This window comes from Longimonas haloalkaliphila, from assembly GCF_055379825.1.
The window spans coordinates 600,001-622,299 of sequence record NZ_AP043948.1 but is presented as its reverse complement, the minus strand read 5'-3'; the positions used below and the strand labels follow the sequence as shown (position 1 = coordinate 622,299).

15 protein-coding genes and 2 rRNA genes (1 of these 17 only partly in view) are annotated in these 22,299 nt (G+C 57.3%); 5 read left to right on the top strand and 12 right to left on the bottom strand.

Features of this window, described 5'->3' with window-relative positions:
• Window positions 1-235: 235 nt before the first annotated feature.
• The 3 genes from ACZ48V_RS02430 to ACZ48V_RS02420 all read left to right on the top strand — a co-directional run bounded on the left by ACZ48V_RS02430 (window position 236) and on the right by ACZ48V_RS02420 (window position 4,997).
• Window positions 236-529 carry a hypothetical protein gene (locus ACZ48V_RS02430; protein WP_464541253.1) on the top strand — a complete coding sequence of 98 codons (294 nt, stop codon included), beginning with the start codon at window positions 236-238 and terminating at the stop codon, window positions 527-529.
• A 124-nt stretch (window positions 530-653) separates the two neighbouring features.
• On the top strand, window positions 654-1,733 hold the full coding sequence (locus ACZ48V_RS02425; protein ID WP_464541251.1) for a hypothetical protein: 1,080 nt from the start codon (window positions 654-656) through the stop codon (window positions 1,731-1,733).
• 126 nt (window positions 1,734-1,859) lie between these two features.
• Window positions 1,860-4,997: a transglycosylase domain-containing protein gene (locus ACZ48V_RS02420; protein ID WP_464541250.1), complete on the top strand. Its 3,138-nt coding sequence runs from the start codon at window positions 1,860-1,862 to the stop codon at window positions 4,995-4,997.
• Between the two features lie 251 nt (window positions 4,998-5,248).
• Here ACZ48V_RS02420 and ACZ48V_RS02415 read toward each other — a convergent pair whose 3' ends face one another.
• A complete protein-coding gene (locus tag ACZ48V_RS02415; RefSeq protein WP_464541248.1) occupies window positions 5,249-5,920 on the bottom strand; it encodes a porin family protein in 672 nt (223 codons plus the stop codon).
• A gap of 290 nt (window positions 5,921-6,210) precedes the next feature.
• Between ACZ48V_RS02415 and ACZ48V_RS02410 the strand changes: the two genes are divergently transcribed.
• Window positions 6,211-8,481: an amino acid permease gene (locus ACZ48V_RS02410; RefSeq protein ID WP_464541246.1), complete on the top strand. Its 2,271-nt coding sequence runs from the start codon at window positions 6,211-6,213 to the stop codon at window positions 8,479-8,481.
• An 81-nt stretch (window positions 8,482-8,562) separates the two neighbouring features.
• Here the strand turns inward: ACZ48V_RS02410 and ACZ48V_RS02405 are convergent, their stop codons facing one another.
• From ACZ48V_RS02405 to ACZ48V_RS02385, 5 genes are all read right to left on the bottom strand, one after another.
• Window positions 8,563-9,312, bottom strand: a complete 750-nt coding sequence (locus ACZ48V_RS02405) for a TIGR01548 family HAD-type hydrolase (protein WP_464541244.1) — start codon at window positions 9,310-9,312, stop codon at window positions 8,563-8,565.
• A 107-nt stretch (window positions 9,313-9,419) separates the two neighbouring features.
• A complete protein-coding gene (locus ACZ48V_RS02400; protein ID WP_464541242.1) occupies window positions 9,420-12,725 on the bottom strand; it encodes a S41 family peptidase in 3,306 nt (1,101 codons plus the stop codon).
• Window positions 12,726-12,879: 154 nt separating this feature from the next.
• On the bottom strand, window positions 12,880-13,059 hold the full coding sequence (locus ACZ48V_RS02395) for a hypothetical protein (protein ID WP_464541240.1): 180 nt from the start codon (window positions 13,057-13,059) through the stop codon (window positions 12,880-12,882).
• A 321-nt stretch (window positions 13,060-13,380) separates the two neighbouring features.
• Entirely contained in the window at window positions 13,381-14,025 is a 645-nt protein-coding gene (gene pdxH / locus ACZ48V_RS02390; RefSeq protein ID WP_464541238.1) for a pyridoxamine 5'-phosphate oxidase, read from the bottom strand.
• An 88-nt stretch (window positions 14,026-14,113) separates the two neighbouring features.
• A complete protein-coding gene (locus ACZ48V_RS02385) occupies window positions 14,114-14,848 on the bottom strand; it encodes a DUF429 domain-containing protein (protein WP_464541236.1) in 735 nt (244 codons plus the stop codon).
• Between the two features lie 233 nt (window positions 14,849-15,081).
• Here ACZ48V_RS02385 and ACZ48V_RS02380 point away from each other — a divergent pair, with 233 nt between their 5' ends.
• Entirely contained in the window at window positions 15,082-15,942 is an 861-nt protein-coding gene (locus tag ACZ48V_RS02380) for a proline dehydrogenase family protein (RefSeq protein WP_464541234.1), read from the top strand.
• A gap of 46 nt (window positions 15,943-15,988) precedes the next feature.
• Here the strand turns inward: ACZ48V_RS02380 and ACZ48V_RS02375 are convergent, their stop codons facing one another.
• From ACZ48V_RS02375 to ACZ48V_RS02350, 6 genes are all read right to left on the bottom strand, one after another.
• Window positions 15,989-16,993, bottom strand: a complete 1,005-nt coding sequence (locus ACZ48V_RS02375) for a 6-bladed beta-propeller (protein WP_464541232.1) — start codon at window positions 16,991-16,993, stop codon at window positions 15,989-15,991.
• A 361-nt stretch (window positions 16,994-17,354) separates the two neighbouring features.
• Window positions 17,355-17,960 carry a LysM peptidoglycan-binding domain-containing protein gene (locus ACZ48V_RS02370; RefSeq protein WP_464541230.1) on the bottom strand — a complete coding sequence of 202 codons (606 nt, stop codon included), beginning with the start codon at window positions 17,958-17,960 and terminating at the stop codon, window positions 17,355-17,357.
• Window positions 17,961-18,030: 70 nt separating this feature from the next.
• On the bottom strand, window positions 18,031-19,086 hold the full coding sequence (trxB, locus tag ACZ48V_RS02365) for a thioredoxin-disulfide reductase (RefSeq protein ID WP_464543085.1): 1,056 nt from the start codon (window positions 19,084-19,086) through the stop codon (window positions 18,031-18,033).
• Window positions 19,087-19,320: 234 nt separating this feature from the next.
• Window positions 19,321-21,633: a phosphoribosylformylglycinamidine synthase subunit PurL gene (purL, locus tag ACZ48V_RS02360; protein ID WP_464541228.1), complete on the bottom strand. Its 2,313-nt coding sequence runs from the start codon at window positions 21,631-21,633 to the stop codon at window positions 19,321-19,323.
• Window positions 21,634-21,864: 231 nt separating this feature from the next.
• Window positions 21,865-21,975: ribosomal RNA gene (gene rrf / locus ACZ48V_RS02355) — 5S ribosomal RNA — on the bottom strand.
• A gap of 97 nt (window positions 21,976-22,072) precedes the next feature.
• Window positions 22,073-22,299: ribosomal RNA gene (locus tag ACZ48V_RS02350) — 23S ribosomal RNA — on the bottom strand; it runs 2,716 nt beyond the window's last position.

Below are 22,299 nucleotides of genomic sequence, written 5' to 3'. Positions count from 1 at the left end.
AAGGCAGTACGTGTGTCTCCCTCATAACGCAAGAGCCGATGCGAGTTCAGAGCGTTGAGGACGTGTTACGTTGCCATAGAGGCATTTCGTCTCCCCAGCTTTCCTGACCAGATCTATACAAATTTGTGAAATTCATAAATTCAGTGACTATTGCTCTTGCATGTTCAGCGGGGGGGGGGGGGGGGTAGTCTGTAAATGCATATTCAATGAATGTAATCATTCACTCGTATCCGCTATGTTTACAAAAGTCCCAACCCTGCTCACTGTCGTTGCTGTACTCTTGCTTGCTACCGGTTTTGCAGGTAACGACCTTGATCCTGAAGATCCGGAGCTGCGCGCCTCGAGCTGTATTTCAGTGATCTCGGCTTCTGAGACCTCTGAGGGGCTTATGGATGTGAAGCAAGACATCGGAACAGTCTTCGGTGGAAGGGTTTGCTTTAGCTCTTGCAGCGAATTTCCATGCTGCTTCATTATCGACGACCCGTCTGACGGTTCTGACGGGCCGAGCGACCAGCCAATGGAAGCATGAGCAGTTTGACTAATTAGCAAACACGGAGCGCAGGAATGAAAGGAAACGGACGCAGTGCGCTGTCTTTCTTGTCATTCCTGTTTTTCTTTACACCGCGTCCGCATCAAAGACATTTGACTACGACATGTCTCCCTTTACCTTTCCTAATGGCTTCCGGGCCGTTCGATACGTTTTTCTTGTGCTTGCGGGACTCGTTCTCGTCTCTCCGTCTCTTGGGCAGGCCCAATCCTTCGAAGAGGTCTTCACCATTCAGGACTCGTTGGAGCTGGAGCAAGGCGACGATGCATTCCTTGCTGCTCCGTATGCATCCTTACTTGAAAACGGAGAGATACTTATCGCTGATGCTCGGGAGCGACATGTATTTCGATACAGCCGCGACGGGAGTTTACAAGCAGTCATTGGTGGTCCTGGACAAGGACCCGGCGAGTTTCAGTTACCAATTGCCACTGCTCAGCTTCCTGATGGCTCTCTCTTGGTCGGAGAACTCGGGGGACCTATATCTGTGTTTGACACTTCAAACACTTTTGTGAGACGAAATACCGGACTGCTCTGGCATGCCCTGCAGCTTCATGTGATGGACGAGAATCGCGTGCTCGCCGTTGGCCCGAAAGAGCGTAGTCTCGGATCCTCTCCACTGCTTCATATCTTTGATGCCAGCTCAGGCAAAATCGAATACAGCTTTTTCCCGCATCCTACTCCCATCGGAACGTATGGAAACATCCTAAATGGTGTTGCTGATATTGCCGCAGCCGATGTGAGAGGGGCCCAAGTCGTTGCTGCTTTCGCTCCTGAGCCACGCTTGCATTTTTTTTCGTTGGACGGCGATTCGCTTAGCTCTGCTGAATTATCACTCCAGCACTTTACTCCGATTGACCCGTCGTATCGTGAAGCCAGTCTTTCTAATCAGGAGGTGCAGGAAGCATATGATTCCTTTTCACGCGTCAACGATCTTTTTTGGATCTGTGACGACTTGGTTCTCGTGCAATATGTAGATATTTTGGATCGCGCAACTAATACGCTCCAAATCCATCTCGCAGGCGTGACCCGATCGGGCGATGTGCTTTTCGATATGGCCGACACACCGCGTTTGTATGCGGTGGATGCGTCTACAGGTGAGCTCTTTTTCAACGCGCCCGATACACTCGATCCGGGACAGTGGGTGGTGGCAACGCTCAAGGATTCTTTTCTCTCCTCGTCTGACTGACTTACAGAACGAACTGGCAGTAGCGGTGTCCTTCTCTGTTCCAAACGCCCGCGAATCCCAAACATACTGTTGCAAGTATGCCCATTCCACCAAGAGCACACTGTTGCCTGCTTACACATCCCAACCATGGGGTCGGATCTTTCCCTCATCGAATCGTTCACGCAGCATCCCGCCGCCCAGCGCGTGCTGGATTGGGGGCAGGCCGTAGCTGGATGGATACGAAACGCACCGCTGTGGGCACGGGCGCTGGTGCTCGTTCTTGTGCTGAGCGTGCCTCTCGTGCTGCTCATTCGCGCCGAACTGCGCACGTCGTACCTGCAGTCGACGCTGCTGTCGCGGTATGCATCGGGACTCACGTACCAGGTCGATGACGGCCCCAGCCCGTCCATTCGCTTTCCTACGAGCGGCCCGTTTAATGAGCGGTTGGGATACGTAGCGCTGCCTGCGTTCATCGACAGCCTAACGCAGCGCGGACGCTTCGCGATTGCCCGTCGGGCGCGGGTCTCCGACCGGTTTGCTACGCACATGGACATCGGGCTTGCTCCGCCCTATGTGCCAAAGCAGCAGACGGGCCTCGACGTGCTCGACCGCTCAGCAGTCCCGCTGGCTTCGGCCCGCTACCCGCAGCGCGTGTACGCCGCCCCCGACTCGATCCCTCGCCTGGTACGCGAAACGCTGCTCTTCATCGAAAACCGCGCGCTGCTTGATCCAGCGCACCCGCGTAACAACCCGGCGATTGAGTGGCGCCGCTTCGCCCATGCATCAGGGCGCCAACTGACTGATGCGCTGGGCTTTACCGAGGGCGGGCCTGGGGGCAGCACGCTGGCTACGCAGCTCGACAAGGTGCGCAACTCACCCGGCGGCCAAACGGCAGGCCCCGTCGACAAGCTGCGCCAGATGGCGTCGGCCTCAGTGCAGAGCTATCTGCATGGCCCCGAGACGGTTGAATCCCGGCGACGCCTGGTGGCCGAGTACCTGAACCTGCTTCCGCTGGCCGCCATTGCCGGACACGGCGAGGTGAACGGCCTGGGCGACGGGCTTTGGGCCTGGTACAACACCGACCTCGACACGGTAAATCGCCACCTGCGCGCCGCCGACACCACTTCGACGCCGTCGGAAGCCCAAGCGCTGGCCTACCGGCAGGTGCTGCAGCTTATTCTGTCGACGCGCAGTCCATCCCGGTTCTTGCGTTCAGCAGCTGGGCACGAGGCGCTCGCCAGCCTGGCCGACCGTCATCTGCCTGCGTTAGCAGAGGCCGGAATTATCTCACCTGCCCTGCGTGATGCCGCCCTGGCCAACCGTCCCGAACGCCGCACGCGAGCCGTGGCTCCGGCCACCGAGTCGTTCATTGCGCGGAAGGCGGCCAATGCTACACGCATCCAACTGCTGCGGGAACTGTCGGTCCCATCGCTTCCAGCGCTCGACCGCCTCGATCTGACGGCGCACACGCATTACGACGCTTCGGCACAGCGCGCGGTGGCGGGACTGCTGGAGCGGCTTCAGGACCCGGCGTTTGTCCGCGAGGCGGGCCTTGCAGGGCCGCGCATGCTCGACCGGGGCGATCCGTCACTGGTTGAGTATGCGGTGGTGCTGTACGAGCGCGACTCTACCGCCAACGTGGTGCGCCTACAAGCCGACACGTTCGACGGGCCGTTCGACATCAACCGGGGGTCGAAGCTCGAACTGGGGTCGACCGCCAAGCTGCGCACGCTGGTTACGTACCTGGAGTTGATCGACGAGCTCTACGACACCCACGCCGGACGGCCTGCCGACTCGCTTCGGGCGGTGCCGGTAGCTAATAACGACGCGCTCACGCGCTGGGCGCTGGGCGAACTGCAGCGCAATCCCGCGCTCTCGCGGCGCGACCTGCTGGAGGCCGCCATGAACCGCCGCTACTCGGCCAGTCCGTACGAACGGTTCTTTACCGGCGGCGGACAGCACCGCTTTAGCAACTTTAGCACAGCCAGCGACAGTCTTCGTCCGACCGTGACGACGGCCTTTCGGCAGTCGATCAACCTGCCGTTCATCCGCATGATGCGCGATATTGTGAACTACCACACGGCACGCCTGCCGGGCCAACCTGGGGCCATGATTGGCGACCCCAGCGACGAACGCCGCGAGGACTACCTGGCGCGCTTTGCGGATCAGGAAGGAAGCTACTTTCTAAATCGGTTCTACGCCGCGTATCCCGACACGCCCAACCGCGACGTGTTTACCGTGCTGGGTGAGCGCCACCCCGAACGTCCGGCGCAACGCCTGGCCTGGGCGTACCGCGCCATCGATCCGTCGGCCCCTGCAGACCAGGTCATCGACTTCCTGCGCCGCTATGCGCGCGACGGGGACGGGCTCTCTGACGACCAGCTCGCCGCGGCGGTACGCCGGGCGGAGACGACGGACCTGTCGTGGCAAGACCGGGGCTATCTGGCGGGCATCCATCCCCTGGAGCTGTGGCTCGCCCACTATCTGCGCCAGACCCCTGAATCCACCCGTACGGAGATGCTCCGTGCCAGCGCCGAGGTGCGGCAAGAGGTGTACCAGTGGCTCTTTCAGCGGCGGACCGGCGCGCAGGACACGCGCATCCGTACGATTCTGGAGCAGGAGGCGTTTGTCGGCATCCACAAGCGGTGGGCGCGGCTGGGGTATCCGTTTGAGCGGCTGATTCCGACGTATGCCACCTCGATTGGCAGCTCAGCCGACCGTCCTGATGCGCTCACTGAGCTGGTCGGTATTATCATGCGGGATGGCGTGCGCTATCCAACGCAGCGCATTGACCGGCTCCACTTCGCCGCAGGTACGCCCTTTGAGACGCTTCTTACAGCCACGCCTGCATCTCCAGATACGGTGCTTGCTGCAGATGTTGCTGCCGTTACGCGTGAGGCGATGGTCGATGTGGTGGAGCGGGGCACGGCCGTGCGCGCTCGTGGGGCGTTTGCCGATAGCACGGGCACCCCGCTCGTGATGGGCGGCAAAACCGGCACGGGCGACAACCGCATCCGAATCCCTCTACGAGGCGGAGGCCGCACGAACATTGCGCTGAACCGCACCTCTACGTTTGTCTTCTTTGCCGGCGACCGATTCTTCGGCACGGTTACGGCATACGCACCCGGCCCCGGAGCCGATGCCTTCCGGTTTACCAGTTCGCTCCCCGCGCAAGTGCTCACGCTCATGAGACCATTTCTGACAGAGCTCACCACCCATGAAGAGGCCCCTCATGGTATGGCTCTTGAAGAAAGCGAATTTACCGCTGATCACGGACTGAATTAGGCAGCGTCTGAAAACGCTCCGCGGGCTGCGTGTTCACCTTTCAGACACTACCTGGACGGTATCCAAAACCATCTACGTACTCCGCTTTGCCAGACAGCACCGACCACAAAGAGGCCCAGAATGAAGCATGTGTACTTCCTTCTGGGCCTTTTGCTGTTGGGCGGGCGTCTTATGTGGCCCAACTGCATGTCGCGTACACATATCGTGTATCACGTATGCATATTGCGTCTGCACAGAGCGGTTAACACTTTCTAAAAAACGAACCCAACCAAGATCGTGAAGGCTCCGTTTTGGGCGTTGCCTGAGCTGTTATCGAAGTCATCGAAGAAGTCATCGTCGAAATCGCTCGTATTCTCTTCAAAGATGTCTGTGAGACCGAGCGTATAGCGTACATCAACAACGAATTTGTTGCCCGTGCCGATCGAGAGATCGAACCCGCCGCCCAGTGCCAATCCAAAGTCGAAGTCCTTGACTTCGTCCTCCGACTCAGCGATATCTCCGTCGTCGATACCGCTTACGGAGATTGTCTCGTTAATTTTGAAAGCAAGCGCTGGCCCGGCGTAGATGGCTGGAGTGAAGTTGCCCGAGGGGAAGTCAAGGCGCGCCAGCACCGGGACTTCCAGATAGTCGATTTCGTACGTGAAAGTCTCAGAGAACGATTCTCCAAAGAAATCAAACGAAAAGTCGAGCTCTGCTCCTTTCTGCGTGTAGATCAGTTCAGGCTGTATCGACAGCGGGCCTGCAGGGATGCGTGCGAAGCCTCCGAGCATAAACCCGGTACGGCTATCGAAGTCAACCACGTCGGTATTTAGCGTGGCGATGTTTAAACCTCCTTTTACGCCAAACTCAGGCGACTGCGCGTACGCGTCTGTTGCCAGCAATGAGAGGCAAAGGGCGGTGATAATTGTAAGATGACGAGTCATAGGGGTCTTGTTGGTTGTGGATTGCAATCGGGTGTGTGCTCCATAAACAGAGCCGTTTTTAGGACTTAGAGCCTGTGTTTTTCTTTAAGCGCAAAAAAGTATCCATCCGGACGCCCCGTGGATGAACTTCTTTGATCGCTCATCGTGTTCGGCGTACGGTATCGTAGTGCCCGTAATAGGCAGCGTCTGAACATGCGTTTCAAACTGCTGGCTATCGGATAGCCTGCTCCAACCGGACACACACTTACACGCGTTCTTTCCTGCCACTACCCAAGCCACTCAACCAGGCTATGTCCCCCTCTGAATCAGCCCCCTCCCCAACCCAAGACGCTTCGGATAACGAACCGCATGCCCCAACTGAGTCTTCCGAGGGCAACGCTTCCAAGGTGCCTGAGTCGGATCGTTCGCCGGGACTGGGTACGTTTGCGGGGGTGTATCGCCCTACCGTGATGACCATTCTGGGGCTGATGATGTACGTTCGCGAGGGCTGGGTGGTGGGGCAGGCTGGCCTTCTGGGCACGCTGCTGATCATCGTAGGCATGTTCGTGATTACCGGTACGTCGGCGCTATCGCTAGCGTCTATCACAACAAACATCCATATTGGGGCGGGTGGTGTGTTCTCAGTGATCTCGAAGTCGCTCGGACTTGAGACAGGCGGGAGCATTGGCATCCCCCTCTACCTGGGACAGGCGCTGTCCGGCGCACTGTACATCTACGGGTTTACGGAGGGGTGGCTCTATCTCTTTCCTGAGCACTCGCCCTGGCTCGTGGCGTACAGCCTCTTTGTAGTCACGTTTGGGATTGCAGCGGCCTCCTCGAGCATTGCATTTAAGGTACAGGGGGTCGTCCTCATCATTATTCTGGTGTCGATGGGATCGATCGTACTGGGCGTAACGCAACTCGGCTCGGGGGAGCCGCTGCACACGCCACAGCTCTGGGGATCGTTTGAAGACGTATCGTTCTGGGTGCTCTTTGCGATCTTCTTCCCCGGCGCAACCGGGATAAAAGTGGGCGCGAGTATGTCAGGAGCGCTCGAATCACCGCGCAAGAGCATTCCGCGCGGTACGCTGGCGGCTGTCGGCACGGCGTTTCTGGTCTACGTGGGCATGGCCGTGTGGTACAGTGTAGTGGCCGATCCCGAAACGCTGCGTGCCGAACGGCTGATCGTCATTGACCGCGCAGCCGTAGGCGAACTGGTACTGGCAGGACTTCTCGCCTCAACCTTTACCGCTACGATCAGCACCATGGTAGCCGCGCCCCGTGTGCTGCAGGCCCTGGCAGAGCAGAAGATCACTCCGCAGCACACCTGGCTTGGCGCGCTTACCGAAAATGGGGAGCCACGTAACGCCACCATTGCAACCGGTGTGCTGGTGGCAGGCGCTCTGCTGCTGGGCAGCCTCGACAACGTGGCCATCCTCATCACAATGTTTTTCCTGGTCATCTATGTGATGATCAACGCGGTGGTAGCTATTGAGCAGAGCCTGGGACTGCTGTCGTTTCGGCCTACGTTTCGGATTCCGCGTGCTGTGCCTATCGTGGGCGTGGCGGCTTCTACACTGGCGCTCTTTGTGGTGAATGCGGTCTTTGCCCTCGTGGCGCTGCTGATTATCGTAGCACTCTATGCCTATCTGGTGCGCCGCCAGTTGACGACGCCGTGGCAGACCGTGCGTAGTGGCATCTTCGTGTCGCTGGCCAACTGGGCTTCGAAGCATGTGGCGCGCACGCTCGACGAACCCAACGAACGCGCCTGGAAGCCCGACCTGCTCGTTCCCGTGACCTCGCGCACCGAACTCGACGGCGCCTTCCGGTTCCTGCGCACGCTCGCTGAACCAAAGGGCTCACTGCGCATCATCGGCGTGCAGTGTACTGAGCAGGACGTGCCAACCGCCAATGGACTCGCCCGGCTGGAGGAGGTGACCCGTACGTTTCGCAATGAGGAGCTGCTGGCCACGTCGTCTGTGATCAAGGCACCGACTTTTATGGAGGGTGTGGAGATGAGTGCCTCGGTGCTTCGCGGCACAGCCTTTCGCCCGAACATCCTGTTCGGACTAGCCCACCGCCACGATGCCGACGCGATACAAGGCTTCGTTGACGTGGCAGACACGCACGGCCTGGGCACGGCCCTGCTCTATGAACATCCAGAGGCCGCTCTTAGTCAGGAGCGACGTGTGAACGTGTGGGTTACCGACCAGAGTCCCGAGTGGTCATTGGGGATGCGCATGCCAAACCTGGACCTGCCGTTGCTGCTGGCGCTTCAGATCCGCCACGAATGGAACTGTACGCTGCGCCTGGTTACGGTCTGCTCCGAATCCAGCGAGATGCCCAATGCGCGGCACTTCCATGCGCGCCTCATCGAAGATGCTCGCCTACCTGCAGATACCGAGTCGTTTGTGATGCAGGGGGATTTCTTTGACAAAGTAGAGAAAGCTCCCGAAGTCGACCTCAATATTTTCGGTATTGCCCGTACGGCGAACCCCGAAGCGATGCAACGCCTGGTGGAGGTCACGGGTACCTCATGCCTGTTCGTTCGCGACTCGGGCCGCGAGAGCGCACTGGCGTAGAGCCGTCGTCGCGAGCGCGTAGACGATTCGGGAAGCGATCGCGCCTCTGCGTATCGTTTGCGTATCGCGACGGGTACACTGCTACGCGTTACGCGTCGAAGACACCTGTTCGTCGAACCGGCGCAGCAGCGCAGGTAAATCGTCTGGGGAGTTTAGCACGGTGTGCGCGCCGGCCTCGTTCAAGACCTGCGTGTGGTTGGGGGTATCAAGATAGGGAGGCACCACGCCGAGCGCCCACATGTTGGCAGCCCGCGCTGCTTTCATATCGTCGACAGAGTCGCCTACGTAAGCGGCCTCTTCGGGCTTTACGTCGCGCCCAACGGCGGCCAGCATGGTAAGGATGTGCGTCAGCGGAAACGGATCGGGCTTGGTACGGTCGCCCTGTTTTTCTTTGCCCAGCACAATCGGGAAGTACGACGACCAGCCCATGTGGTTGATGGTCCACTCGGCCTCTTCCTGAGGGCGACCGGTTACTACGCCCATGAGAATGCCTGATTGTTGGATGGTGTCGAGCGTCTGGTCGTCGATCAGCGGCTCTTCATCACTGATGAAGCCGTCCCAGTCGTTGCCCCGATACCGGCGCTGAAACTCGTCGATGACGCGACTCAGCGGCACCTTCATGGCCGTATCCGTAATAATGGAATGCGTGAGCTTCCAGTCGTCGTTGAACCCCCCGTAGTTTTTGTAGCGCTGCACATCCTTCGGGCTGATCTGGCGCCCGGTGAAATGCTCAACGGTTTCCATAATGGCACGACGGTAGGAGGTAGACACGTCGACCAGAACGCCGTCCATGTCGAACAGCAGTACCTGAAGCGGCGAAGACGAAGGCATACAACAATGCGTTGATGAGCGGAGAGCGGTAGTTTTGGTGCGGCAACCGAGCCGCATCATCCGATATGCACACAAACAGCGATTAACGGTTCCCTAACGCCAGTAGGCTACTCCTCCCTTTCTTGCATCGAGTCAAGCATCGTTTCGACCATGCGGCGCAGCTGCGGGTCTTCACCCTGTGCCCGTGCATTCGGAGGGTTGTCGATGCGATGATCGGGCGTGGCCGGGCCCAGCTCCATGTTCTGCCCCGTTTCGCGCACATACCAGGCACGGAAGGGCATACGCACGAACGACCCATCGAGCAGGCTCACGCCTCCCGTAGAAATAACAGCGCCAAAGGTTGGCGTACCAACAAGCGGTCCCATGCCGAGCGACTGAAAGGCATGCGCAAAGATCTCAGCGTTGGAGTAGCTATTCTGGTTGATGAGCGTCCCCGCAGGCTTTGTCCAGGCTGCGTAGGGCAGGCGCTCTCCAAACGGGTAGTGATCGCGAAACTCGGGATGGCTGGCTTCCAGATTGTCGGTTGCGCCACGCGGCACGGTGTACGCGTGCTGCTGCACTTTAAGTGTCGTAAGCAGGTAGTCGGTGGTCCAGCCGCCCCCGTTGTAACGCACGTCGATGATCAGCCCGTCTTTATCGTGGCCACTGGCGAAGAGTTCGCGTTCAAAGCGCTCAAAACTCGGCCAGTTCATGCCTTGCACGTGTAGGTAACCCAGCTGCCCGTCGGAGTACTCGCGCGCCAGCTCGTCGCGCGTGGCGACCCACTCCTGATAGAGTTCGCTCCGCAGACTTCCGGTCGGGCGGATGCGAACGTTCCGTGTCTCTCCGTCGGCCCCTTCTATCGTGAGCAAAACGAGATCATGCACCGTGTCATTAAGCAGTTGATACGGATTTGTAGATCCGGTAAGTTCGGTGCCGTTGATTGCGGTAACGACGTCTCCGACGTGCAAGCGGCTCACCCCACGATCGGCGGGGCTATGCGGCACAACGCGTGTCACCTCCAGACCGGTTTCGGCCGGGGCCCACTCCACGCCCAGCAATCCGGTCTGCTCCGACTGCGTGTCGGACCGGTCGAGACCAAAGAAGCCCATGTGGCTGGCGTTGGTCTCACCAAGCATGAGATTCACCGCATCCTGAAAGTCGCGCGACGTAGAAGCACGCAGCGCCCACGGGCGGTACCTGTCGCGCAGGGCTTCCCAGTCGGCGCCATGGAAGCCGGGGTCGTAGAAGCCCTGGTCGATGACGCGCCATAGCTCATCAAAGATCTGTGCACGCTCGGCCGGATAGTCGACTTCCATACGCGCCTGAAATGACAACTGGTCTACACTGCCCTCAACGCCCACGCGGGCAACCTGTCCGCCCGAGTGGCGGAAGAAGAGATGCTGCTGGTCGGGCCCCAACTGCACGTCCGACGGAGCCAGCCCGCCCTGCGTGAGGGCTTCTTGCTCACTTCCATCCCACTGGATGCGATGCAGGTCTACGTCAGTCTGGTGCGTAGTGCCCCGTCCGCCACGCCCGGCCACGAAGAAGAAGGTGTTACCATCGGCTCCAATGATCGGATTGGCCTCGTTCGTGGGAAACGTCGTTACCCGCACAAGCCGCTCATGGATGCTGTCGAAGTCAATCTCGACCGGCTCCGGAGCAGCGTCGTTGGAATCGTCGTCTTCTGCTGCCTCCTCATCGCCCGTATTACGTTCGCCCGGACGCTGCGGCGCGTTCTCGTCCCAGTCGCGCTGTGTTTTCTGCCAGTCCTCTTCACGTAGCCAGACAAACCAGATGTCGTCGTTATTGCCGCTTCGCCCCGACACAAAGCCGAGCTTGGTGCCGTCGGGGCTCCATGTGGGACTGTGGTCGCGCTTGGGGTGCTGCGTTACGTTGACCGGGTCCTGGCTGTCGTCGGCAGCGTGGATGTAGACCTCGTAGTTATAGTCAAGGTCCGGCAGCGAATAGGCCAGCCACTGGCTATCGGGACTCCAGGCGACACCGCTGGCTTCGTTCCACCCTTCGTGAAGTACGCGTTCGTTGCCGAGCGTCTGGTCGTCGGTGATGTCTGCCACTACCAGCGATTTGGCCCCGTAGTGCGCTGCGCCTCGGTGAAACGCCAGCTGCGTTCCGTCGGGCGAGAGCATTAGGCTGCGCTCTTCCGCATCGGTAGCAGTGAGCGGCGTGATGTCGTAGGCGAGCGCATCGAACAGATCGTCGGTCTCTGCATCGCCAGAGCGGAGGCGGTGGATGTTGTATATTCCGGCCTGGTCAGAAACGAACAGCAGCGTCGCATCGTCGAGCCACTGCAGGTCGCGGGCGTGTGCGGCTTCGGTTGTCAGCTGTACGGTATGCGTACTCTCGTCGCTGTTGCGCATCAGAAAGATGCGTCCGCGCACAGCAAACGCAATGTACGCTTCATCGGGGGATACGGCTACGTCGGACGCCTGCCGGGTGAACGTTTCGCGCGCTACCGGATCGAAGCGCTTGTCGCGTGGCACGCGGATGTCGAGCCGCTCTGCCGATGTGCTTGCTTCGGTGTCGAACACATAGATGTCGGTATGCCGCTCAAACGCAAGCACCGATCCGTCGGCGCTGGCCGACAGGTGGCGCACGCCGTCGCCATCGTCGTACGTGGTTACTGCAGTGATGTCTTCCGGACGCCCGTTGTCGCTCAGCTCCATACGATGCACGTTGTACGTACCACCTCGCTCACTGATAAAATGCAGCGTGCGCGGGCCGGTCCACACTGCCCCATAGTCGTTACCGTCGAATGTGGTTAGCTGCGTGTAGGATTCAGCGTCGGCGTCGTAGAGCCAGAGTTGCTTGGCTGCGGGGCCGCGGTATCTTTTCCGAGAGGTGTTGTTGCTACCCCGTTCGAACACAACGAAGCGCTCATCGGGCGACATTGCTGGTGCGTATCCCAATGCGTCAAGATGCCGCACGGGCACACCGCCTTCAGCAGATATCCGGTAGATTTCGGATTCGCGCTCGACCTGCGCATAGGCACGCCGGGTTGTGAAAAGCAAATCGTCGGTGGGGGCCCACTGGCTGAGCGCGTCGGTCCCCGAGTAGAACGTGAGGCGCTCCAGACGCCCGTCTTCGGCATCCACCACGTACACATCGTCGCCGCCGTACCGATTGCTTGAAAAAGCAATCTGGGCTCCGTCGGGGCTCCAGGTAGGGTTTGAGGCATAGGCCTCGTGGACCGTCATGCGCAGCGCACGTCCCCCCGACGCCGCTACCGTCCATAGATCGCCCTGGAACGAGAACGCGACGGTTTCTCCGTCGGGATGCAGGGCCGGATGCCGAACAAACGGTGCATCCGCCTCTTCTTCAGATGGTAGAGGTGCATCCTGGGCGTAAGTTGTGCTCGTGGCGAGCCCAAGTGCGATGGTAAGAAGCAGAACAGATCGTATCCAGGCAGGCATACGCACATGCAGAAGCGGTTGGTGTATGAACAGCGTACACACATCATACACATAAAAAGGTGTCTTGCGCAAACGGCACGGCGTATGGTGCCACGAGTACACGGCTGTTGTTACGAGCTGAAAGGGTCAAGCCCATTGGGTGACCTGTTGGGCGCTACGACCGGTTTTGGTACCAGCGCCACGCTTTGCGCATCCATCTTTTTTTGGTGCGTGTGTTGGTGCGCGAACGGCGGCCACGCGGACCGCGTGGCGGACGCCCAACGCCCCAACTCATGCCGTTGGCGTCGATACAGATGTACACCGGGCCCAGTCGAATCGTCTTTCGGAGTGGCATATCGTGTGTCGGGAGTGGTATTCAGGAAGCATGCTTACAGGGATATGCGCATACTCCATGCAATTCCGGACACAACGAATGGGATTGTCGCAGGTAGAGTGCGTTACCCATGCATTTTGGGCCGCCATTCCTGACTGTTTTGGTCATGTTCGGTTGGATGCGTTCGTGATCGTGCCCAACCACATTTGCGGATTGTTGGGATTGATAACGTTTCCTGACAACCCAACGGTAGAGACGTTGGAATCCAGCGTCTCTACCGGCGACACATGAACGGCAACATATGAACGGCAACATGCCATTGCCGTGCACCTGGCCTGTTTCTTACGGCGCCAGGCGTTCGATTGTCCAGCGCCCGGTATCGGTGTGGCGATAGCGCAGGCGGTCGTGCAGGCGGCTCGGACGCCCCTGCCAGAACTCAACCGTGTGGGGCACAACCCGGATACCGCCCCAGTGGGACGGACGCGGCACCTCACCCTCTTCACCGAATCGCTCCTTGACCTGCTCCCAGTTATCGTTGAGCACCTCGCGGTCGTCGATAACGCTACTCTGCGGAGAGGTCCACGCCCCAAGCTGGCTGGTTCGTGGACGCCTGGCAAAGTACGCATCTGACTGCTCTGCAGCGATGCGTTCGGCACGTCCCTGAACGCGCACCTGCCGCTCCATCGGCTCCCACCAGAAAGTGAGTGCCGCATGCGGGTTAGCCTGAAGGGCCTGCCCTTTCTGACTGGTGTAGTTTGTGTAGAAGACAAACCCTTCGTCAAGCTCCTTTAGGAGCACGATGCGCGAGGCCGGGCGGCCCTGCTTGTCGGCCGTAGCCAGCGTCATGGCGTTGGGCTCAGGCAAATCGGCATCGATCGCGGCATCGAGCCAGCTGCGAAACTGGACGATGGGGTCGGCAGACACATCTTTTCGAGATAGTGTCGCCTTGGTGTAGTTCTCGCGCAGGTCAGCAATGGATGTGGACATTACGACGTTGGATTGATGCGTGCAGTTGGATGGATGGTGGTTCTTCGTATTGGTGCCTGGGAGGATGGGATTCCCCCGAATTGAAAAACTACCGCCAGATCTCCATGCGCAGTCCGGTAGCGTCGACGGGGACCGGTTCGGTTTCGGGGAGGCGCTCGGCCGTGCCTGCGTGCATGCGACGCGCCGTGTAGCAGGCCGCATGCGCATCCAGGATGTCGTCAGGGGTCGCGTTGGCGCGAGGGTAGTGCTTCAGGGCCGCATCGAGCGCCTCGAATCCCGCCTGGTGTAACAGGTGGATGCGAGAGCGCTGGCCTTCGTCAGTGTGTTTGGATGCAGCGACGGGGGTGCTATCGTTGAGCGCGTAAAAGCTGCACTCTGGATGGACCTCGCGTATCCGTTGCTGTCGTTTCGGCGTGAGAAGAGTATCGAGCCCGCGGATTTTAGGAAACAGGTTGTACGCTTGCTTGGTGAGCCCGACATGGTCAGGGTGGCTGGCGCGGCTCGCAGCATTGGCTTCGTCGTAGGTGGTCGCCTGCAGGGCGCTGCGGCAAGGCGGCGAGAACACACTGCTGGAGCGCGGCCACCCGAGCAGGTTGCGCGCCGCCCGGTCGCATGCACGTCCGCCCGAACGAGCGGCATCGGGCAGTCCGATAATCATATCGATGCCAAGGTACACAGGCTGTTCGGGGAGGCGAAGCAGCGCTGCCGCGTGGTCTACAATGCGATGGCGGTGCACACCGGTGTGGATCTCTTCAAGAACGACGAACCAGCCGGATGTACAGGCATCCACCCCGGCAATCCATGTAGGTGAGGCGTGAGACATACGCGTGGCCATGTGGCGTATCGATTGGACAGAAATCAGCGGCGGCAGAGACCATCGTACCGACGGACAACAGCCATTTGCATCCCCCTGTACTCGTAGCGTAACGATGCGAGTCGACCCTTACGCAACGATATGTGTATTTCGAACCGCTTTTTCAACGCACGGGTCAACTTGTCAGTGTGTTAGCGCCTATGTTTAGTGTGTTAGCAAAAGCGCTTTCAACTTCTTACCCAATGAGACTTCCCTTTTTCTTGGCCCGTCGCTTCGTAGCGGGTGAGACACTCGACAATGCACTCCCGGCGGTGCGCAGTTCAAATGATGACGGTTTGCATGTGGCGCTCGACTTACTCGGCGAGCACGTGCACGACCGTGATGTCGCCCTTCAGTCGCGCGATGCGTACATCGACCTGGTGCGTACGTTGGATGCCATTACGCCTGAAGATCGCCGCAACCGCATCTCGATTAAGCTGTCGATGCTGGGGCAACTCATCGACGAGGATTTCTGCCTGAAAAATCTGCGCGCGCTGATGGAGGTAGCCGTGAAGCATGACATGTTTGTGCGGCTGGACATGGAGGACAGCGACCTGACGGGTTCGACGCTGTCGATCTTTGAGACGATGCACGCGGACTTCCCAGATCATATTGGTCCGGTGTTGCAGGCAATGCTGAAGCGCACGGACCGCGACATCGACCGGATGTGTGAGTTGGGGGTGAGTGTCCGTCTATGCAAGGGCGCGTATGGCGAACCGGAAACGGTAGCGTACCAGGACATGGACGTGATTCGCGCGCGGTTTACGGATTACATGCAGCGCCTGCTGAAGCACACGCCGTACTCGGGCATTGCCACACACGACGACTCGCTCATCCGTGCTACGAAGGTGTTCGCTGCGGAGGAGGACATCTCACACGATCAGTTCGAGTTTCAGATGCTGTATGGGCTGCGCCCCGAGACCCAGCGTGCCATCGCCGCCGATGGATACAATATGATGGTGTACATACCGTACGGTACGGAGTGGTTTCCGTACTTCTACCGGCGCTTGCGCGAGCGCAAGGAGAATGTGTTTTTCCTGCTTCGGAATCTGTTTCGAGCGTGAGCGGGTCTGGTACAAGTCCTATTTCAGTTTAAGCACAACCACTGTCTCACTCCGCTGCACTCATCAACTCATCTATGGAGTATGACCGAAGCGTGGTGGACGCCTCATCTTCGTTTGCTTCCGCAGCGTAGAGCAAACCCTTATTATAGTCAGCATGCGCAACGAAACCCGGAAGGCGCAAGCTCCCCAATAGTTGTCCCGTATCAGCTTCGATAAGATCTATCATTGTGCTTTCTCCGGCAGACCGGTCTCCTTCTTGGATTGTGACAGCCAATATGTCAGGAGTTACCATGTAAATTGATCGCGGGGTGTCATATGTGTCCAGCCACTCTTGGAGTTCTTCCTGATTTTGACCATCGGGTTGCGGTTCATCAGGAAGATTGAGGTGCTCAGGAAGTGGGGATACGGGTATCTCGCGCTCTAATTCTCCGTCTGGTGAGAAGATGCTAATGCTGTAATATCCTGGCTGCAGTGCGTGCATCCGATTATCCGGTCCAATTGCGAAGGACGCATCAGCCCATACAGTTATATTAAGTTCTTGCGCTTGTTCATGCATCGGGAAAAACGATTTTACCTTTTCCCCATCCTTTGTAAAGTAATGCATGGTTTTGCCAGAAGAGAGCGTTTTTGGTTCAAAACTACCAAGGACCAGAAGCGAGTCATTTTTGAAGGCAATGTCTTTGGTCGGAACAAGTCCTGTCATGACAAAAGAACTTTCGTATTCGCCTTCACGCGTAAAAAAGCCTACCCTGTTTCGCCAGTCGCGAACGGCAAACTGTTGTTCGTCTGGAGCTATTACTGCGCGTAGGGGCTGCATGAACTCACCTGGCCCCTGACCCTGATCACCTATTGAACGAACGTGCGTCCCGTTCTTGTCGAAAATATGGATTTGGTGCGCTTCAATATCGTTTGCATAGATACGTCCTTCACTATCAATGTCGATAGCGGTGATGTAAAAGGTGTCGTTGAGTGTCCATTCTTGATCTGGGGTTTGGGCAACAGATACATTGATAAGAAACAGCGAACAAAGAAGTAGAGAGAGATAGCGCATAATAGTCTGGTTATAAGAACTGTGCGGCATATAGCGCTGCGATGCCATATGCTACATGTTTTTGATTCTACGGACACTCGAATTATGATTGAGAATTAAGTAGGATACGTACGTTGATAGCTACAATTGTAGGTTCTATAGTGACATGAGATTGATTGCTGCCAGTACCTTGACAGACGCACATATCTATTTTACATTTTCAACGATAACTGAAAACTGATACATATTGAGATGATAAGGGAGTGTGACTGTTTATGCAAGGCGCTTGAGGAATATAGTCTTGTGACAACAAAAAAAAGGACGCAGCATCGCTGCGTCCCTTGTTCATTTCTGGAGATCTGGTGTGAAGAGGTGGGCCCTATTACGGCGACGGAATTTCGATTTCTTGGCCGGGTTGCAGGCGTCCATCGGTCAAATTGTTGTGCTGACGGATATTGTCGATGGAGGATTGGTGGGAGCGGGCAATTCCCCAGAGCGTTTCACCGGATTGCACGACGTGGGTAGATCCGCTACCCGTGCGGCGGTTTTCTCCAGCCTCTGCAAGGACGGGCTGTCCAACAACGGTCACCGAATTCGTGACGGCCTCTACGGATTGCAGACTCGCCACGACCTCAGCAGCCCGCTCGTGCTCGTCTCTCGTACTCACATCCCCCTTTAGTAGTACAGTACCCCGCTCTACGGTCGGCTCAAAATTGTAGGCTCTCAGCTCTCGGTCGCGCGCCAGGGCCTTCTTGACCTCCGCAGCCAGTGAGAGGTCATACAGACGCTCATCAAGCGAGCGCTCGCCTGTAGGAGTCGACGTCGTTGCCGTGTCAGTGGTGATGGCAGAGTCAGGCGCCGAGGCGTGGTTTTCGGTAGCGGGCGGTGTGGGCGCGTCGGAATCAGAAGATTCACAGCCGGCCCAGACCAGAAGCAGGCTGCAGCAGACCATTACGCACAAAGCTCCAAAGGAGCGCGAATGAATCACAGGTCGTTATCTGGTTGATGAGTAAAAACGTGTAGCCCTACGTGGCTTGCGCAACTATAATACCATTGTCTTACTGTTCAGAGGTTGTGGCTGGAGCAGCATGGTATTCGGTCGCGGTACGGGGTTCGTCGATCACGCCGTGCTCAGAGAGCCACCGCTCCGCATCGATAGCCGCCATGCAGCCTGTGCCTGCAGCCGTGACGGCCTGGCGATAGACGTGGTCTTGCGCATCGCCGCAGGCAAATACGCCCGGAATGTTGGTGTAGGTAGAGTCGGGCTGTGTTTCGATGTAGTCGCTGTCGTCCATGTCGAGCCAGCCTTTAAACGGCTCCGTGTTGGGCGTATGGCCAATCGCCAGGAAAAGCCCCGTCACGTCGTCCATGATGTACGTTTCTTCGGTGTTGTTGTTAATGACCTCGATACCCGTTACCTGATCTTCGCCAAGCACATCGACGACTTCGGTATCCCACACGAAGGTGATCTTGTCGTTGTCGAAGGCACGTTCCTGCATAATCTGGGATGCACGCAGTTCATCACGGCGGTGGATGACGCGCACTTCCTTGGCAAACTTGGTGAGGAAGATTGCTTCTTCCATGGCGCTATCGCCACCACCGACTACCGCCACCGTTTCGTCGCGGAAGAAGGCCCCGTCGCACGTGGCGCACGCCGAGACGCCGTGTCCGAGCAAGCGCTGTTCGTTCTCCAGTCCAAGATAGCGGGCCGAAGCCCCTGTGGCGATAATAACCGTTTGCGCGTGGATAATCGTCTCCTCATCAATAAGGAGACGGTAGGGCCGCTCAGTGAAGTCAACGTCAGTTACCATCCCATAGCGCGATTCGGCCCCGAACTTCTCGGCCTGGGCCTGGAAATCCTGCATCATGTCGGGCCCCATGACGCCTTTGGGATAGCCCGGGTAGTTTTCGACGTCGGTTGTCGTGGTGAGCTGTCCTCCCGGCTCCGGTCCCATAAACACGAGAGGATTAAGGCTTGCTCGGGCCGTGTACAGCGCGGCTGTCCAGCCTGCCGGGCCAGTGCCAATAATTACCACATCGCGCATCTCTGCATCAGACGCGTTGATGCCTTCGAAAGCTGAGAGATCGGGCGTCTGTCCGTTGGAGGAAGGCATATCCATAGTCAAAGTAAAGCTGGAGCGTAAAATAGTACTGTACGGTAGAACGCAGGGGGAGCCGAACAGTTGTCGGCTTCATGCGCTTTGTAGAGGCCATGTGCATTGTATTACATCTACGGCCTTATTTGCATTTATAATATGCGCGGATGGTAGTACAGTTCGCAGTTCGTACTGTCTTTTCTGGTAGCTATGCAGACCGTCCGCAAAGGCAGGCTGGTTACTTTTCCAGGCTTATGCTGCAGCGCGCTGTTTAATACCCATATAGGAGGGGATTGTATTTTCGTATGCAGCGCGGAGCGTTGTGAGATCAGCTTCAATCCATGTTGTATCCCCCCATCCGATGCGAAGCTTCTCGCCCCCGACTGTTCCAATAGCCGTAGCGGCAATGCCTTCCTCGTCTTCAAGTAGAGTTCCCACTTCGTTTACCCGCTCTTGGGCGACTGAGAAGACAATACGCGATTGGGCTTCCCCGAACAGAACAGCATCGGCCCGGGCGGCTGATGGCACGTTTAGAGTCATGTCGATTCCGCAGTTTCCGTGTAGTGCAGACTCTGCGAGACAGACTGCGAGACCTCCATCAGATATATCGTGAGCGTGGCGTACGTGCCCGGTCCGGATTAGCGTCTGCATCGCGTGCTGCACGGCCACTTCTTCGTCAAGGACCAGTCGAGGCGCATCGCCAGCAATCGTGTCATGGATTGTTGCAAGATATTCTGATCCATCAATATCATTCGGAAATGCCTGTTCTTCCGGATGAAGCATGAACACCTGGTCGCCGGGTGCTCCAACCGCTGCGGTTGTCGGCTGTGTATGGAGGTCATCGACGCGTCCAACCATACCGATCGTCGGTGTTGGATAGACGGCCCCCTCAGGGTGTTCGTTGTAGAACGATACATTCCCACCTGTAACCGGCGTACCCAGCGCTGTGCAGGCGTCGCTCATACCAGCAATTGCTTCAGCGAACGTCCAGTATACATCCGGCTTGTAAGGATTTCCGAAGTTCAGGCAGTTCGTAATTGCAACGGGGCGGCCACCAGCACAGACGACGTTTCGAGCAGACTCGCACACAGCAATCTGCGCTCCTTTGCGCGGATTCAGATAAACATAGCGACCATTGCAATCGGTTTTCAGTGCCAGCCCCCGGTTCGTTCCTTTGATACGAACTACTGCGGCATCACTGGGTCCGGGTCCAATAACCGTGTTGGTGCGCACCATTGTATCATACTGCTCAAACACCCACTCTTTAGATGTGATATTGGGCGCAGCAAGCAGATCAGTGAGAGTCTTGGTTGCTGTATCCGGCGTGCAATCGGTAATCTCCTCAGCATCAAAGGCTTGGGTTGTCTCAAGGTATGCAGGCTGTTCAGTTTCTCGGTCGTACACTGGAGCGCCGCTTCCGGAATCGAGGTGGCTTGCATCAAGGTTTGCCACAAGTTCGTCATGCCAATAGAGTCGCACACTGGTACCTTCAGCAACTGTGCCAATTCGTTCCGCGTGAAGGTCCCACTTGTTGTAGATGCGGATGAGTTCGTCGGCATCGGTGGGATCACATACGACCAGCATGCGTTCCTGGCTTTCGGAGAGCATGATCTCGTAAGGTGTCATTTTTTCCTCGCGTACTGGTACGCGGTCGAGGTGCAATTCCATTCCACACTCGCCCGACGCACTCATCTCAAAAGATGAGCTTGTAATACCTGCTGCGCCCATATCTTGGATCGCCTCGACAACACCTGCTCCGATCGCTTCAAGAGTAGCTTCGAGCAGTAGTTTTTCTGTGAAAGGGTCGCCTACCTGAACGCTTGGACGTTTGTCTTCACTCTCTTCGGAGATCTCTTCTGATGCAAAGGTCGCTCCATGGATCCCGTCGCGCCCGGTTGAGGCCCCAACGATATAAACGGCACTGCCTTCATTTTTAGGGGATGCTGAGGCGATTGCATCTTCTTTAACGATACCGACGCTCATCGCATTAACCAGCGGGTTACCCTCGTAGGCATCGTCGAAGTACACATCGCCGGCTACGGTCGGCACCCCAAATGAATTTCCGTAATCACCGATGCCACGCACGACGCCATCGAGCAGGTAGCGCACGCGATCATTTTCGAGAGAGCCGAAGCGTAAGGAATTCAGTGCTGCGATCGGGCGTGCTCCCATCGTGAATATGTCGCGGTGAATCCCTCCGACGCCTGTTGCTGCTCCCTGGTAGGGAGCAACGGCGGAGGGGTGGTTATGACTTTCGACTTTGAAGGCCACTCCAATGCCATCACCGATATCGATTAGTCCCGCGTTCTCCTCTCCCGCAGCCACGAGGAGTTCTGGTCCTTCGTTAGGAAGCGTCTTAAGCAAAGCGAGCGAATTTTTATATGAGCAGTGTTCGCTCCACATAACGGAGTAGATTCCCAGTTCTACGAACGTCGGCGTACGTCCGAGATGGTCAATGATCCATCCGTACTCTTCTTCTGTTAGACCATGTTCGATAGCTAATTTGGAGGTCACCTGCGGAGAACTTGCAAGAGACGTAGGTGCCTGATCGTTGGGGATAGACATAGCGACACGTCAGATTGAAAAAGAGGCGTTTGCACTAATGTAAGAAAGGGAGAGCGCTTTTGAAATAGACGCTATCTGTTGTTTTGATTATTCGCACTGAGCGGTGATTATCTGAGTTGATCTTTGTAATGACAATGATTCAGAATGATATGTTTGCGTATAGTAATAGAGTTGAGGGATAAAACAAAAAAAGCCTCGCCACAAAAATGTGACGAGGCTTTTTGAAAGAGATCCTGGCAACGACCTACTCTTCCGCCTGAGGGCAGTACCATCGGCGCTGCAGGGCTTAACTTCTCTGTTCGGGATGGGAAGAGGTGTTTCACCTGCGCTGTAGTCACCAGGAAACCTGGGGCAATGCGTAACGCACTGCAATTAATATAATGTTTTTCGCGTATTGCCAGTAGAGCAATCACACAGACGATGGTGTGTGAAAAATAGCAAGGTCAAGCCTTATAGGTAATTAGTACAGCTCGGCTAAACATGTTGCCATGCGTACACCTGCTGCCTATCCACGTTCTAATCTCGAACGACCTATTGGGGAAACCTAATCTCACGGGGGGCTTAGTGCTTAGATGCTTTCAGCGCTTATCCCTTCCGAACATAGCTACCCAGCGATGCGCCTGGCGACGCAACTGGTACACCAGCGGTTCGTCCACTTCGGTCCTC

Bases quoted from the DNA above. Each gene is read 5' to 3' on its own strand.
- ACZ48V_RS02430 (WP_464541253.1), top strand. From the start codon at position 236: ATGTTTACAAAAGTCCCAACCCTGCTCACTGTCGTTGCTGTACTCTTG.
- ACZ48V_RS02425 (WP_464541251.1), top strand. From the start codon at position 654: ATGTCTCCCTTTACCTTTCCTAATGGCTTCCGGGCCGTTCGATACGTT.
- ACZ48V_RS02420 (WP_464541250.1), top strand. From the start codon at position 1,860: ATGGGGTCGGATCTTTCCCTCATCGAATCGTTCACGCAGCATCCCGCC.
- ACZ48V_RS02415 (WP_464541248.1), bottom strand. From the start codon at position 5,920: ATGACTCGTCATCTTACAATTATCACCGCCCTTTGCCTCTCATTGCTG.
- ACZ48V_RS02410 (WP_464541246.1), top strand. From the start codon at position 6,211: ATGTCCCCCTCTGAATCAGCCCCCTCCCCAACCCAAGACGCTTCGGAT.
- ACZ48V_RS02405 (WP_464541244.1), bottom strand. From the start codon at position 9,312: ATGCCTTCGTCTTCGCCGCTTCAGGTACTGCTGTTCGACATGGACGGC.
- ACZ48V_RS02400 (WP_464541242.1), bottom strand. From the start codon at position 12,725: ATGCCTGCCTGGATACGATCTGTTCTGCTTCTTACCATCGCACTTGGG.
- ACZ48V_RS02395 (WP_464541240.1), bottom strand. From the start codon at position 13,059: ATGCCACTCCGAAAGACGATTCGACTGGGCCCGGTGTACATCTGTATC.
- pdxH (WP_464541238.1), bottom strand. From the start codon at position 14,025: ATGTCCACATCCATTGCTGACCTGCGCGAGAACTACACCAAGGCGACA.
- ACZ48V_RS02385 (WP_464541236.1), bottom strand. From the start codon at position 14,848: ATGTCTCACGCCTCACCTACATGGATTGCCGGGGTGGATGCCTGTACA.
- ACZ48V_RS02380 (WP_464541234.1), top strand. From the start codon at position 15,082: ATGAGACTTCCCTTTTTCTTGGCCCGTCGCTTCGTAGCGGGTGAGACA.
- ACZ48V_RS02375 (WP_464541232.1), bottom strand. From the start codon at position 16,993: ATGCGCTATCTCTCTCTACTTCTTTGTTCGCTGTTTCTTATCAATGTA.
- trxB (WP_464543085.1), bottom strand. From the start codon at position 19,086: ATGCCTTCCTCCAACGGACAGACGCCCGATCTCTCAGCTTTCGAAGGC.
- purL (WP_464541228.1), bottom strand. From the start codon at position 21,633: ATGTCTATCCCCAACGATCAGGCACCTACGTCTCTTGCAAGTTCTCCG.